The organism is Pseudoalteromonas shioyasakiensis (assembly GCF_022398475.1).
GTDB lineage: Bacteria > Pseudomonadota > Gammaproteobacteria > Enterobacterales > Alteromonadaceae > Pseudoalteromonas.
In genome coordinates this window covers 24,023-37,169 of sequence record NZ_JAKEVM010000003.1, presented here as the reverse complement: position 1 = coordinate 37,169, position 13,147 = coordinate 24,023, and the positions used below count along the sequence as shown (strand labels likewise).

Below are 13,147 nucleotides of genomic sequence, written 5' to 3'. Positions count from 1 at the left end.
ATTTATTCATTACGGGAAGGGCTGGCCACCTGCCAGTCTTTGTCATCTAACTCATGAAAGCTTATTTTAGCGTTTTCAAAGTCAGGGCCTGATACGTGGGCATAACCCTTACTATCTAATACTCCACTGACTACATGCCCATTACGCAAGCGAATTTTATAGCCCATGTTTGCCTGTGGGTTACCTGCTTGATCAAGCAACTCAATTTCATATTCTTGTGTTGGTTGAAGCACTGTAAAAGAGGTGGTTTCCACAAGACCTGACGCACTCACAGTGACAGCATAAACACCTGGCTTCACAACAAAATAATGCTGCCAAAACGATATTTCATCTGGGCGCTTTTTTTCTAATTGCAATGTAATTTGACCATTTGTAGGCCCTTGCCAAACTATATCTATACTGCGGCAATTACTGCAGGAGCCTTCTATATTTAATTTCCAACCATTGGGAACTATCAATCCAGTACCTACCGGTGCGGGCTTAGCACGACTAAACCCCAAATTGTAATCATAAATAAGGTTCGCATTTTTATAGCCTGTATATTGTTGAGCTAACATTTCTACCGTTTCAGATGCTTGGAGCACATGGGTTGTGAAATTTTGCCGAACTTGGTGAGATGCTTTTAACTCTACCTTACTATTTGCAACAGGCTTATAAAGAGCTAACGTAGGTTGAAATTGCTGAGTTGCTGTTGGGCGGATAACACGACGAGTATAAGTTATGTGTTGATCTATCCTGTTGGGTTGTCCTTCGTTGCCATTGCTTTGTAATAGCCTAGCTTGATGATCTCTCAAATCAACTGATGTTGCATTGCTAGCAGCCTCTGAGCTATGGATCTTTGAAATAGTGGCGCTTTTTGGGTATAGCGCAATTCGGCTATAGACATGGCGAAACTGACTGTAGGGAACTCGCTTCCAACCATTTTGGTTAATCCAAAACTGGCAGCGTTTGTCATCTCGAAATTGTGAGACCTGATGAGCGTCTAATACGCCAAACAAGTTATCTTGAATTTTCTTTTGCAGACTTTTCGGTAAAGAATATAACAAACTGCGGCTCAGGTCCCGAAAGCTTGGGCTGTTTTTTACCGTTGTTTCTTCACTCTGTTCTAAAAAATGGCCATGAGTATTATTCACCGGATCCTTGGTGAGCATGTGCGTCCTCGCTATTTATTCATTTTGTGGCGTAACTGACTATTTAGAATTCAGTCACTAAATTTAAACAAAAAAACGATACACAAAATGGGAACAAAAATCCACCATGCTTTAGGCTGTTTTTTCTACACTACCTTTACTATCACGACCATACAAAGTGGCACCGCGAGCAATATAGCGTAATTGCCAGATTAAACGCTCAACTAGCTCTTCGCGTTGTGTCCCTTCAATATCGAGGGCTTCGGCACCGGCATTAAATACTAAAGTCACCATGGCTTCGGCTTGAATGTATGCATGAGTTGGGTCACACGGTGTTTCGCTTTCAAGATAATGCGCAAGCTCTAAAATGAAATGTTTAATTTCACGCGCAACCGCGGCACGAAATGCTTTTGAAGTCCCAGAGCGCTCACGCAATAACAATCTAAATTGGTTGCTCGAGTTATCGATGAACTCCATAAAGGTAACGATTGATGTGGTGATCACACTACCACCGCTCTCAATACGGCGGCGCGCTTGGCGCATAAGTTGGCGCAGTGTTAAACCGGCTTCATCAACCATGGTCAAACCGAGCTCATTCATGTCTTTAAAGTGGCGGTAAAAAGAGGKGGGGGCAATCCCTGCTTCACGGGCAACTTCACGCAAGCTTAAATTAGAAAAACTATGATCGGCACTCAATTGATTGAATGCAGCCTCGATTAGTGCTTGTCGTGTTTTTTGTTTCTGTTGCGCTCTAACACCCGACATGGAAACTCCCAGCGTGAACTTTTAATGATTTTTCGGTTAATGAGCTAGTCTAATACTTGACGCGGAGAGAATGAAACACTATTTTAGCGTACAACTGTACGCCGAGATTTATTCAGATGAAAAAACCACCGATTATTTGGACCAATGTGCTATTTTTTAGCCTTACATTTTTGGCCGCGATCACCCTTGTTCCTTGGTATGGCTTTAGCTACGGATACACCAGTACACAGTGGATAGCCTTTGTTGGCTGTATGTTCTACGCCGGACTTTCTATTACTGCAGGTTATCACCGTTTATGGGCACACAAAGCCTATGATGTGCATCCTGTTATTGAAGTGATTTTTGCCTTAGGTGGTGCTTTTGCATTACAAAATAGTGCTTTACACTGGAGTAGCGATCACCGTATTCACCATGGTCAAGTTGATGATCCCATCAAAGACCCTTACGCCGCTACTAATGGCTTTTGGTATAGCCACATCGGTTGGATGCTGCGCGATTATCAAGGCGAGCAATATGGTAACTACAGTAACTGTCGTGACTTACAAAAAAACAAAGTCGTTATGTGGCAACACCGTCACTATATGAAGTTAGTCGTCGCGACTAATTTTGGTATTCCTTTATTGCTAGGTTTAATGCTTGGCGATGTATGGGGCATGTTATTACTGGTTGGTTTACTACGCTTAGTATTGAGCCAACATTTTACCTTTTTTATCAACTCGCTGGCGCATATTTGGGGTTCACGTCCGTACACAGAAAAAAACACCGCCCGTGATAATGGCTTTTTAGCGCTATTCACATACGGTGAAGGCTATCATAACTTCCATCACATTTTTGCTAGCGACTATCGCAATGGCATTAAGTGGTATCACTATGATCCAACTAAGTGGATAATCCGCTCTCTAGCTGCAATCGGTCTTGCTTCAAAATTAAAGCGCACACCGATTGAGCGAATCGAAAAAGCCAAAGCAGAAACCTTGATGAATAAGACTCAAGGTCGCCTTGCAAAATTGCCTTTAGCGCAAGATAAGCTTACATTATTACAATCTGAGTACGATTTACTGCTGAAAAAACTGCAACACTTCTGTGCCTTGCAAAAACGCGTGTTAGAAATCAAACGTAATAAAATGATGAAACAGTGTGAAAAATCAGCATTAATGACACAATATCACGAGCTTGAAGCCGCTTGGGAAAACCAAAAGCAGGCTTGGCTTGCACTAAATGCGAGGTTGTTAAAAGCCTCTTTTAGTTAACATAGGAGCGGCTGTGGCCAAACAACAAGTAAAGCAAAAAGATACTCCATCTTATCAATATGATGCGATCATCATAGGTACAGGTCCTGGCGGTGAAGGTACCGCCATGAACCTATCTAAAAGTAACAAAAAAGTCGCTGTTATTGAGCGTCAAGAAGCAGTAGGTGGCGGTTGTGTGCACTGGGGTACTATCCCGTCAAAAGCATTACGTCACTCTGTAAGTCGTTATATTGAATATAAAGCAAACCCGCTATTTAATATTAGTGAGCGCCCTAACCGCTTAACTTTCCCAGATATTTTGCGTCACGCAAGTAACGTCATTTCAAAGCAATCTAATTTACGCAGCAGCTTTTATGAACGTAACCGCATTCATATGTATCAAGGTGATGCTGAGTTTATTGATAAACACACTATCAAAGTGACGCACCTAGACGGTTCGTTTGAAACTCTTACTGCACAAACAATCGTTATTGCTACTGGCTCGCGCCCTTACCGTCCACCGGGTGTAGACTTTAAACATCCACGTATTTACGACAGCGATACCATTTTAGGCCTTGAAGATGACCCTCATCGTGTGCTGATTTATGGTGCAGGTGTAATTGGTTGTGAGTATGCCTCTATTTTTAAAGGTTTAGGCGCCAAAGTTGACCTAGTGAATACCCGTGACCGCCTACTTGCCTTTATGGATGCAGAAATTTCAGATGCTCTGAGCTATCACTTTTGGAATAGCGGCATTGTTATTCGTCATAATGAAGAGTTTGATCGCGTAGAAACTCGCGATGATTGTGTGGTAATGCACTTAAAATCAGGTAAGCGCGTAAAAGCTGACTGTATTTTATTTGCCAATGGCCGTACGGGTAACACAGACACATTAAACCTTGAAGCTGTTGGCCTAAAAGCAGATGGTCGTGGTCAGCTTAAAGTGAACGAAACATACCAAACAGAAGTCGATAACATTTATGCTGTGGGCGATGTAATAGGTTACCCAAGCCTTGCCAGTGCGGCATTTGACCAAGGCCGTATTGCAGCCGATGCGATTGCATGTGGTAACTGTGATGAAAAGCTGATCATTGATATCCCAGCAGGTATTTATACAATCCCTGAAATGAGCTCAGTGGGTAAAACCGAGCAAGAGTTAACTGCTGCAAAAGTCCCTTACGAGGTAGGCCGTGCTCAATTTAAGCATTTAGCGCGTGCGCAAATTGCAGGCACTGAGGTGGGTAGCTTAAAGATTTTATTCCATGTTGATACCAAAGAAGTACTGGGTGTGCACTGCTTCGGTGAGCGTGCCTCTGAAATCGTTCACATCGGTCAAGCGATTATGGAACAAAAGAACGGCGGTAATAACATTGATTACTTTGTAAATACCACGTTCAACTACCCGACCATGGCAGAAGCCTATCGCGTAGCTGCATTAAATGGTTTAAACCGTTTGTTTAAGTAACGAAGTAAATTACAACAAAAAGCCCGCTTAATGCGGGCTTTTTTACGATTAGCTTTTGCTTATTTGTGGTATTTACCACTGAATTCATGAACGGCGTTGATAAATACACCTGCATTTTCTGGGTCTACATCTGGTGTAATACCATGGCCTAGGTTAAATACATGGCCAGAGCCTGTACCAAAGTCTTCTAGGATAGTGGCAACTTCTTGGCGAATACGCTCAGGCGTGCCATGTAACATTGCTGGGTCCATGTTGCCTTGCAGCGCGACTTTATCGCCAACACGACGTTTTGCATCACCGATGTTAATAGTCCAGTCTAGACCTACTGCATCACAGCCAGTTGCTGCAATTGCTTCAATCCACTGACCACCATTTTTAGTAAATAACGTCACTGGTACTTTGCGGCCATCATGTTCGCGAATTAAGCCATCAACAATCTTGTGCATGTATTGTAATGAAAACTCATTGTAGTCACGTGGGCTTAATACACCGCCCCATGAGTCAAATACCATTAACGATTGCGCGCCCGCTTTAACTTGCGCGTTTAAATAGTCGATTACTGAGTCAGCTAATTTATCAAGTAATAGGTGCAGTGTTTGTGGCTCTGCAAAGGCCATTTTCTTGATTTTACCGAATGTTTTGCTGCTACCACCTTCAACCATGTAAGTGGCAAGTGTCCAAGGTGAACCAGAGAAACCAATTAGCGGTACTTCACCTTTTAATTCGCGACGAATCGTACTTACCGCATTCATCACATAACCAAGCTCATCAGTTGGATCGATATTTGGGATTTTTTTAACATCTGCTAATGAAGAAATCGGACGTTCAAATTTCGGACCTTCACCTGTTTCGAAGTAAAGACCTAAGCCCATAGCATCAGGAATAGTTAAAATATCACTGAATAGAATTGCAGCATCAAGCGGATAACGACGTAATGGCTGTAACGTTACTTCACAAGCAAGTTCAGCGTTTTTACATAAACTCATAAAGTCGCCTGCTTGGGCACGTGTAGCACGGTATTCAGGTAAATAACGGCCAGCTTGGCGCATCATCCATACCGGTGTGACATCAACAGGTTGCTTTTGTAGTGCACGTAAATAACGATCGTTTTTTAATTCGCTCATGCGTATAGAATCCTAGAACTGAATGAAATTGAGCAGATTGTATCACCATATTGCGCGTCTCACTATGGATAGATAATCAAGGCTAGATATAGATCATGTTTTTTAAGCCTGCCTAAGCCTAATGTGCGTTTTTTGAGCGAAAACAAAATAAAATTAAAACTTTTCATTAATAAATTTGCAACATACAAAAAAGCTTGGTATAACTTATCCCGCGTTAACAAAAACAATAATAAAAATCTTATAACAATAAGAACAACAATCTTCCCATAATAATAAGAACGCTTGTTTTAACAAGTCTTAGAAAAAGAATTAAACCACCAATTTTGGTGGTTTTTTCTTTTCTAAATCAGCAAATTACAACTCATCCGCTTAGATAAAAATTGCAAAATTAATACTAGTAGTTTTGAATCAATTCCCATACACTGCAATGAGAGCAAAAAAAGTCCACTCTTAAAATGAGGTTATTTTTTGGCCTATTCAGCGCTAAAAAGTATGTCTTTAGAATGACTTTTACAATCTGTTGCAATTAGACACTAAGAATTTAGTTGATCTTTGTGTCATATTTCCTTTTTATATATACAAAGGAAAACCTACTCAGCGAGGAGATGAAATATGCTGACGCGTTTGGAAAAAGCTCAACAAAAGTGGGGTGGTAGTCACTCTGTAATCGACAAATGGCTCACAGAACGTCAAGAGCTGCTTGTGTTGTTCTGCCGTATTGCAGGCTTTTCACCGTACGAAAAGAAAGATCATGCCCTTCCTGATCAGCTGCAAATTCAAAACTTTTGCCAAATTCTGATGGATTACCTTTCTGCTGGCCATTTCGAAATTTACGACGACATTGCCAAAGCGTGTGAAGAAAAAGGTCCTGAGAGCCAAAAGCTGGCGAATGCCTTATACCCGCGCATTTCTGAAACCACAGATGTAGCACTCGACTTTAACGACAAATACGCAGAAGTTGACAAAGATGACTTGCTTGATGAGTTTGATAAAGACCTATCAATCTTAGGCGAAGCACTTGAACTGCGCTTTGAGCTAGAAGATGAGTTAATCGACAACTTATATTCTAATCACACCAGCTAACAGCTTAGTTGCACAGCAGAGAAACACTCTCTGCTGAAGTGTTTTCGCCTTGCCAAAAAGAATCATCTATTCCATTTCGAAACAAATATTTGAAATACTTTCTTCAATGCGATACTCATACTATAAAAACATGAGGCTCGCTATGAATAAACGGTCATTTTTAAAGTCACTTTCAATTCTTGCCGCAGGCGCAAGTCTGACATCAGCTCCTTTAATGGCGGCACAGAATGCTAGTACCCAAACATTAATCAAGCCAAAAGCTCTTCCTAAAGGTGGCACAATTGGGCTATGTAGCCCTTCAGCTGCCACTGCTGCGCACGCTGATATTTTATTAGCACAAGGCGTTATAGAAGCACTGGGTTACAAGGCTAAGCTTGCACCAAACATTTTAGCAAGACGTGGGCATTTAGCTGGCACTGATGCAATGCGAGCCGGCGACTTAAATAGTTTATTCAGCGACAAAGAGGTTGATGCCATTTTATGTTTACGTGGCGGTTCAGGCGCTGCCCGTATTCTACCTTTGCTCGACTACGCAATGATCCGTAACAATCCAAAACCTCTAATGGGCTATTCAGATATTACCGCTCTTCACAATGCATTACTGTCTCAAGCTGGGTTAATCAGCTTTCATGGTCCAAATGCATCAAGTGACTGGAACCCGTTTCATGTCGCGCAATTTAAGAGCATGTTCGAAGCGCGTAAATTGATGCATTTCCAAAACTTACCAAAAGCCGATGATGAGCTTGTTAACACTCAGTACCTGACCCAAACGATTACACCAGGTAAAGCCACGGGACGATTAATCGGTGGCAACTTAACAGTACTGACAGCCCTCGCAGGCTCGAATTATTTACCTGACTTTAATGGCGCAATTTTATTTTTAGAAGATATCGACGAAGCGCCGTATCGAATTGACAGGATGATGAGCACACTAAAACTTATGGGCGCACTGGATAAAATTGCAGGCTTTGTATTTGGTGATTGTAATGACTGTAAGCCTGGCCGTGGTTATGGCTCTTTAACCCTTGACGATATTTTTGCAGATTATATAAAACCGCTGGGTATTCCTGCTTATCGTGGGGCCATGATTGGCCATATTAAGCGCCAATTTATCCTGCCTGTTGGCACCGTGGTTGAGCTTGATGCAGATAGTGGCACATTAAAAATGAAAGAAGCGGCATTTAGTTAATAAAAATTTGCGCATAAAAAAAGGGCTAAAAAGCCCTTTTTTATTGAGTTAAATATTACTCAGCTGGTACAGCTTTGTCATCGCTTTGGATTTCAAGTAATTCTACTTCGAAAACAAGCGTTGAGTTTGCAGGGATCTTACCAAGATCACGCTCACCGTATGCAAGTTCAGATGGAATAGTGAACTTGTACTTAGAGCCAACTGGCATTAATTGTAAACCTTCAGTCCAACCTGGGATCACACGATTAAGTGGGAAAGTAGTTGGCTCATTACGTGAGTAAGAGCTATCGAACTCAGTACCGTCTAATAAAGTGCCTTTGTAGTGAACTTTAACAACGTCAGTTGCTACTGGCTTTTCGCCTTCACCTTCAGTGATCACTTCGTACTGTAGGCCAGATTCAGTTACTGTAACGCCTTCTTTCTTCGCGTTTTCAGCTAGGTATTTTTCGCCTTCAGCTTTGCTCTTTTCAGATTCTACTTTCGCTTTTTCTTGTTGTTTAGTGCGAATGCTTTGATCAAGTGCAGTTAACACTTCACGAATTTTTTCGTCATCAAGTTTAGCGTTACCCGCTAGTGCGTCTTCAAAACCACGCTTAAGAAGTGCTTCGTCTAGTTCAACACCTAGCGCTTTTTTATCAGCAAGGTCTTGGTTTAAGAAATTACCAACAGATGCACCAATACCGTATGCTTGTTGTTGAGCTTCAGTCTCTAGTTTAACTTCAGCTTGCTGTTCTTTTTTTGCTTCCTGATTACAAGCTGTAAGCGCTAAAACTGACGCTGCAATCAATGACAATTTAATCGTCTTTCTCATTTTATATCTCCGACACACTTTGCAGTTGTCAATTATTGTATTATTACTAGTTAAAGATTAACGACCTACATGGTAGGCTGCTTGTCTAATAACTAACGTCATGCCTATGCATGATCAGCGATTAGACTAACAACCTAGGCCTTCAACGAGACCTAGTCTAACCTCTCAATCACTAAGAGTTAAGGGGAAATACTCGTAATATGTCGATATTTCGTACTTTTTTGTATCTGCTCAGCCTTTGCTTAGTTGTAGCCTGCTCTGAGCAACATGAGCAATCAACTGCACGCTATGAGCATGCGGCTAAAGGTGCCTTCGCCTCCGCGCTGTCGCACGATGGTAAATACAGCTTAATCTCATCAATACACCATGGGGTCGCACTGTGGGATAATCAACAACAGGTGCTAAAATACCAATGGTTCCAACAACAAAATCAAGATAGCCTAGTTCATACTGTTGCTATCTCGTTCGACAATAGCCATGCAGTTACCGCTGAGAAGTCCACCTTTGCAGTGTGGGACATTGCCACGGGCAACAACACGGGTTATTACAAAATACACGCCTCAACAATTCGAGATATCGCGATAAGTAACCAAGGGCGCAGTGTATTATATGGTCGCGCCGACGGTGTAGTCGTTTACCTCGACTTAGAGAGTGGCAGGCGCATAGAGTTCCTTGGCCACCAAGAAAAAGTCAATGTTGTTGATCTATCGCCTAACGGTCACTACGCCATTAGCGGCTCAAATGATTATGTTGCTTACTTTTGGGATACTCGCACAGGGCAAGTGATCCACCGCTTTAATCACCCAAGTCGCGTTACTCAAGTCACCCTTGATCCACAAGGTCGTTACGCATTTACCGCAGACAGTATGAAGCAAGCAAATGTATGGCAACTGACTACAGGTGATCTTGTTAGCAAACTGGCGTATATTGCTCGTCAGAAAATTTTTACCGCCGTCCGTTTTAACGATGAAGGCACTTTAATTGCCACAGGTTCACCCAATCGATTGGTTGATTTATGGCAGCTAGAGTCGGGTAAAAAATTACAAACGTGGCAAGTGATTCCTCGAGAAGGAAGCCGCCCGAAATCAGCCGTGGTGTTAGATGTTGCGTTTACTGATAACAACCAAGCGTTATTAACCGAAAGCTCCAGCGGATTCGCTGAAAGTTTTAATCTAAGAGAATCAAATGAATACAATTGAAGATCGTCTAATGGAACTTGAAGCGAAAGTCGCTTTTCAAGATGAAACAATTGAAATATTAAACGATGAGCTTAAAGCGCACCAACAGCAGCTGGCTAAAATGAAACGCCAGACAGAGTTACTTGCAGAAAAGATTAAAGAAGCACAGCAGCCATCTTTAATGTCACAAATGCAAGAGCCGCCACCGCCGCACTATTAATTAGGTAGTGATAGAGCCGGGAATTAATCGCCCGGCTTAAATACACCAATCACTTGCTCAAATTGGCGTGTTGAGGCTTGCACTGCCTGCTCTGGTTGCGTCATTTTGTGGCCACACTGTACGCACTCCACTTTTTCCACATCATGTTCTTTATAAAGCATCATGGTATCCATGGCCTTACACTCAGGGCATGATGCGCCAGCAATAAAGCGTTTCTTTTGTCTCATAGATGATCTCCCGTGGCATGTAGGCGGCTATTTTAGCCTAATAATTCTCTGTTTGATACGATTGCGAAGGCTAATGTGATCCGTGTTATGATAGCGACAATTAAATCAGTGCTGTGCAAGTAAACATTCATGATCCAAATTTCAGACATCGAACTTCTACGTGGTGGTAACGCCTTACTTAAAGGGGCTTCTGCAACCTTATTCCCAGAACATAAAGTCGGCCTTGTGGGCGCTAATGGCTGTGGTAAATCAACGCTGTTCGCGCTATTAAAGTCTGAATTGCAACTCGATGCCGGTGAATGCCAAATTCCTAAAGACTGGTCAATTGCTTCTGTGAAGCAAGAAACACCCGCGCTCGAAATCAGCGCTCTAGATTATGTATTACAAGGTCACCCTGAATATTACGCGCTAAGAATTGCACTACGCGAAGCTGAGCAAAATAACGACGGCGATGCGCAAGCAAAAGCACATATTGGCCTAGAACATATTCAAGGCTATAGCATTGAGGCAAAAGCAGGAGAGCTATTACACGGTTTAGGTTTTAGTAATGAGCAAATAGACAACCCAGTGAGCGCCTTTTCTGGTGGTTGGCGTATGCGCTTAAACTTAGCACAAGCACTTATTCGTGATGCCGATTTATTACTGCTGGATGAGCCAACCAACCACTTAGATCTCGATGCTGTTTACTGGTTAGAACGCTTTTTACGTGCCTACACAGGCACGCTAGTGCTTATTTCCCATGACCGAGAGTTCTTAGATGCCGTTGTTGACCAAATTTGGCACATAGACGCACAAAAAATAAATGTTTATAAAGGCAATTACTCGCAATTCGAACGCCAAAAAGCAGAGCGCTTATTACAACAACAAGCGATGTTCGAAAAGCAACAAGAACAAATTGCTCATCTAGAAAAATTCATTACACGCTTCAAAGCAAAAGCCAGTAAGGCTAAGCAAGCACAAAGCCGCGTAAAAGCCTTAGAGCGTATGGAAAAGCTGGCCCCAGCCCATGTTGACTCACCCTTTGATTTTGAATTTGCCGAGCCTACAGCGCTGCCTAACCCGTTAATGACTCTCGACCAAGCCAAAGCAGGCTATGGCGACACCACAATTTTACACAGCATCAAGCTAAACCTTGTGCCGGGTAGCCGTATTGCGCTGCTTGGCCGAAATGGTGCGGGTAAATCAACACTGATTAAATTATTAGCTGGCGATTTACAACCTCAAGCAGGTGAAGTATTTCAGCATCAGGGCTTAAATATTGGTTACTTTGCGCAGCATCAACTTGAGTCACTTGATTTAAAAGCCAGCGCGGTTACCCATTTACAACGTTTAAATCCGCAAGCTCCAGAGCAATCACTGCGTGACTTTTTAGGTGGCTTTGCGTTCTTTGGCGATAAAGCTCTTGAGCCAGTTGCGCCATTTTCTGGCGGTGAAAAAGCCCGTTTAGTGCTAGCTATGCTGGTGTACCAAAAGCCAAACCTACTGTTACTGGATGAGCCGACTAACCACCTCGATTTAGAAATGCGCCATGCTTTAGTTATGGCGCTGCAAGGCTTTGAAGGCGCTATGGTTACCGTATCGCACGACCGTCATATGCTTAAAAATACCGCTGATGAGTATTACCTTGTTGATAACGGCGAAGTAACACAATTTGGTTATGACCTTGATGCCTATTACCAATGGCTACTGAATGCCAATAAAGAAGCTGTTAAAAGCCCTGAAGATAATGCCCCTAAAGCCCATTCAAGCGTTAACCGCAAAGAGCAAAAGCGCTTAGAAGCTGAGTTCAGAAAGTCAGTGCAGCCGTTGAAAAAGCAAATCGAAAAGCTTGAAAAGCAACTTGATAAGTACTCTACAGAGCTTGGTGAAATCGAAAACGCACTTGCCGACAATGAGTTATACAATGATGAAAATAAAGCCAAACTGACAGAGCTGCTCGCTAAGCAAGCAAGCTTAACACCCAAGCTTAATGACGTTGAAGAAGAGCTACTCATAGCACTTGAAGAACTTGAAGAAAAAGAGCAGGCCTTTGCCGATGAAACCGCTTAACAGCGAACAGTTTTGGCAGTTTGCATGCAAGCTTTACAGCAAAGACGGCATGCAAGCAAAGCTACTAGGCTATCAAGACCAGCAAGGCAAAAATGTTAACCTTTGCCTGCTGCTTTATTATCTTGATTCTTTAGAGCTGGCTGTAACACCCTTTCAACTGAGTGAGCTTGAGTCGTGCATTGCCGAGTTTGACCAACAAGCTTTACAGCCCCTACGAGCCACACGCGCCTACCTGAAAACTATTCAAAACGAGATTTCAGACTACCCTACCATCCGCAAAGAGCTACTTAGTGCAGAACTAAAACTAGAAAAACAACAGCAACAATTACTGATAAACACAGCGAATACGATGGCATTCACTCAGTACAAAAATGCTGAAAATATAAGGCTTTATGTCGGTACTGAGTTAGCGAGTTAGCGAGTTAGCGAGTTAGCGAGTTAGCGAGTTAGCGAGTTAGCGAGTTAGCGAGTTAGCGAGAGTAAAGTTTAAAGAGTCTAGGTCAAGCCTAATTGTGAGAATGGTTCTAATTCGGCACTAAAGTGCCTCCTACGGTATTTTATTTCTGAGTAAGACACCGCACTTAACAACCTCATCGATCTTATCTGACGTCTGAAAGCTGAAAGCTGATAGCTCCGCTTACGTTGGGTTTCGCTCCGCTCAAACCAACCTACTCAAA

Annotated in this window: 13 protein-coding genes; 8 read left to right on the top strand and 5 right to left on the bottom strand. The window is 42.5% G+C overall.

Features of this window, described 5'->3' with window-relative positions; translation table 11 throughout:
• Window positions 1-2 precede the first annotated feature (2 nt).
• Complete coding sequence (locus tag L1D51_RS01465; RefSeq protein WP_239962279.1) at window positions 3-1,046, bottom strand: hypothetical protein; 1,044 nt, start codon at window positions 1,044-1,046, stop codon at window positions 3-5.
• 216 nt (window positions 1,047-1,262) lie between these two features.
• Complete coding sequence (gene fabR / locus L1D51_RS01460; RefSeq protein ID WP_239962277.1) at window positions 1,263-1,895, bottom strand: HTH-type transcriptional repressor FabR; 633 nt, start codon at window positions 1,893-1,895, stop codon at window positions 1,263-1,265.
• A gap of 116 nt (window positions 1,896-2,011) precedes the next feature.
• On the opposite strand from fabR, the gene L1D51_RS01455 reads away from it, so the two are divergent.
• On the top strand, window positions 2,012-3,145 hold the full coding sequence (locus L1D51_RS01455) for an acyl-CoA desaturase (protein ID WP_054562899.1): 1,134 nt from the start codon (window positions 2,012-2,014) through the stop codon (window positions 3,143-3,145).
• Window positions 3,146-3,158: 13 nt separating this feature from the next.
• Entirely contained in the window at window positions 3,159-4,589 is a 1,431-nt protein-coding gene (gene sthA, locus L1D51_RS01450) for a Si-specific NAD(P)(+) transhydrogenase (protein WP_054562900.1), read from the top strand.
• 59 nt (window positions 4,590-4,648) lie between these two features.
• Here sthA and hemE read toward each other — a convergent pair whose 3' ends face one another.
• Window positions 4,649-5,713 carry a uroporphyrinogen decarboxylase gene (gene hemE, locus L1D51_RS01445; RefSeq protein WP_054562901.1) on the bottom strand — a complete coding sequence of 355 codons (1,065 nt, stop codon included), beginning with the start codon at window positions 5,711-5,713 and terminating at the stop codon, window positions 4,649-4,651.
• 612 nt (window positions 5,714-6,325) lie between these two features.
• Here hemE and L1D51_RS01440 point away from each other — a divergent pair.
• Together L1D51_RS01440 and L1D51_RS01435 are read left to right on the top strand one after the other, a co-directional pair.
• Window positions 6,326-6,796 carry an Rsd/AlgQ family anti-sigma factor gene (locus tag L1D51_RS01440; protein ID WP_054562902.1) on the top strand — a complete coding sequence of 157 codons (471 nt, stop codon included), beginning with the start codon at window positions 6,326-6,328 and terminating at the stop codon, window positions 6,794-6,796.
• Window positions 6,797-6,938: 142 nt separating this feature from the next.
• Complete coding sequence (locus tag L1D51_RS01435) at window positions 6,939-7,985, top strand: S66 peptidase family protein (RefSeq protein WP_239962275.1); 1,047 nt, start codon at window positions 6,939-6,941, stop codon at window positions 7,983-7,985.
• 55 nt (window positions 7,986-8,040) lie between these two features.
• Here L1D51_RS01435 and fkpA read toward each other — a convergent pair whose 3' ends face one another.
• Entirely contained in the window at window positions 8,041-8,796 is a 756-nt protein-coding gene (gene fkpA, locus L1D51_RS01430) for an FKBP-type peptidyl-prolyl cis-trans isomerase (protein WP_054562904.1), read from the bottom strand.
• 200 nt (window positions 8,797-8,996) lie between these two features.
• On the opposite strand from fkpA, the gene L1D51_RS01425 reads away from it, so the two are divergent.
• Window positions 8,997-9,995, top strand: a complete 999-nt coding sequence (locus L1D51_RS01425) for a WD40 repeat domain-containing protein (protein ID WP_055020552.1) — start codon at window positions 8,997-8,999, stop codon at window positions 9,993-9,995.
• Window positions 9,982-10,194, top strand: a complete 213-nt coding sequence (locus L1D51_RS01420; RefSeq protein WP_054554490.1) for a SlyX family protein — start codon at window positions 9,982-9,984, stop codon at window positions 10,192-10,194. The genes L1D51_RS01425 and L1D51_RS01420 overlap by 14 nt, the downstream gene beginning before the upstream one ends.
• Before the next feature lie 23 nt (window positions 10,195-10,217).
• Here the strand turns inward: L1D51_RS01420 and L1D51_RS01415 are convergent, their stop codons facing one another.
• Complete coding sequence (locus L1D51_RS01415) at window positions 10,218-10,421, bottom strand: YheV family putative zinc ribbon protein (RefSeq protein WP_054562906.1); 204 nt, start codon at window positions 10,419-10,421, stop codon at window positions 10,218-10,220.
• A 129-nt stretch (window positions 10,422-10,550) separates the two neighbouring features.
• Between L1D51_RS01415 and L1D51_RS01410 the strand changes: the two genes are divergently transcribed.
• Window positions 10,551-12,470 carry an ATP-binding cassette domain-containing protein gene (locus tag L1D51_RS01410; RefSeq protein WP_239962273.1) on the top strand — a complete coding sequence of 640 codons (1,920 nt, stop codon included), beginning with the start codon at window positions 10,551-10,553 and terminating at the stop codon, window positions 12,468-12,470.
• Window positions 12,457-12,888, top strand: coding sequence for a TIGR02444 family protein (locus L1D51_RS01405; RefSeq protein WP_239962264.1), 432 nt, complete (start codon window positions 12,457-12,459; stop codon window positions 12,886-12,888). Before L1D51_RS01410 ends, L1D51_RS01405 begins: the two co-directional genes overlap by 14 nt.
• Window positions 12,889-13,147: the final 259 nt, after the last annotated feature.

Coding starts and splice junctions, on each gene's coding strand:
- L1D51_RS01455 (WP_054562899.1), top strand. CDS start 2,012: ATGAAAAAACCACCGATTATTTGGACCAATGTGCTATTTTTTAGCCTT.
- hemE (WP_054562901.1), bottom strand. CDS start 5,713: ATGAGCGAATTAAAAAACGATCGTTATTTACGTGCACTACAAAAGCAA.
- L1D51_RS01440 (WP_054562902.1), top strand. CDS start 6,326: ATGCTGACGCGTTTGGAAAAAGCTCAACAAAAGTGGGGTGGTAGTCAC.
- L1D51_RS01435 (WP_239962275.1), top strand. CDS start 6,939: ATGAATAAACGGTCATTTTTAAAGTCACTTTCAATTCTTGCCGCAGGC.
- fkpA (WP_054562904.1), bottom strand. CDS start 8,796: ATGAGAAAGACGATTAAATTGTCATTGATTGCAGCGTCAGTTTTAGCG.
- L1D51_RS01425 (WP_055020552.1), top strand. CDS start 8,997: ATGTCGATATTTCGTACTTTTTTGTATCTGCTCAGCCTTTGCTTAGTT.
- L1D51_RS01420 (WP_054554490.1), top strand. CDS start 9,982: ATGAATACAATTGAAGATCGTCTAATGGAACTTGAAGCGAAAGTCGCT.
- L1D51_RS01415 (WP_054562906.1), bottom strand. CDS start 10,421: ATGAGACAAAAGAAACGCTTTATTGCTGGCGCATCATGCCCTGAGTGT.
- L1D51_RS01410 (WP_239962273.1), top strand. CDS start 10,551: ATGATCCAAATTTCAGACATCGAACTTCTACGTGGTGGTAACGCCTTA.
- L1D51_RS01405 (WP_239962264.1), top strand. CDS start 12,457: ATGAAACCGCTTAACAGCGAACAGTTTTGGCAGTTTGCATGCAAGCTT.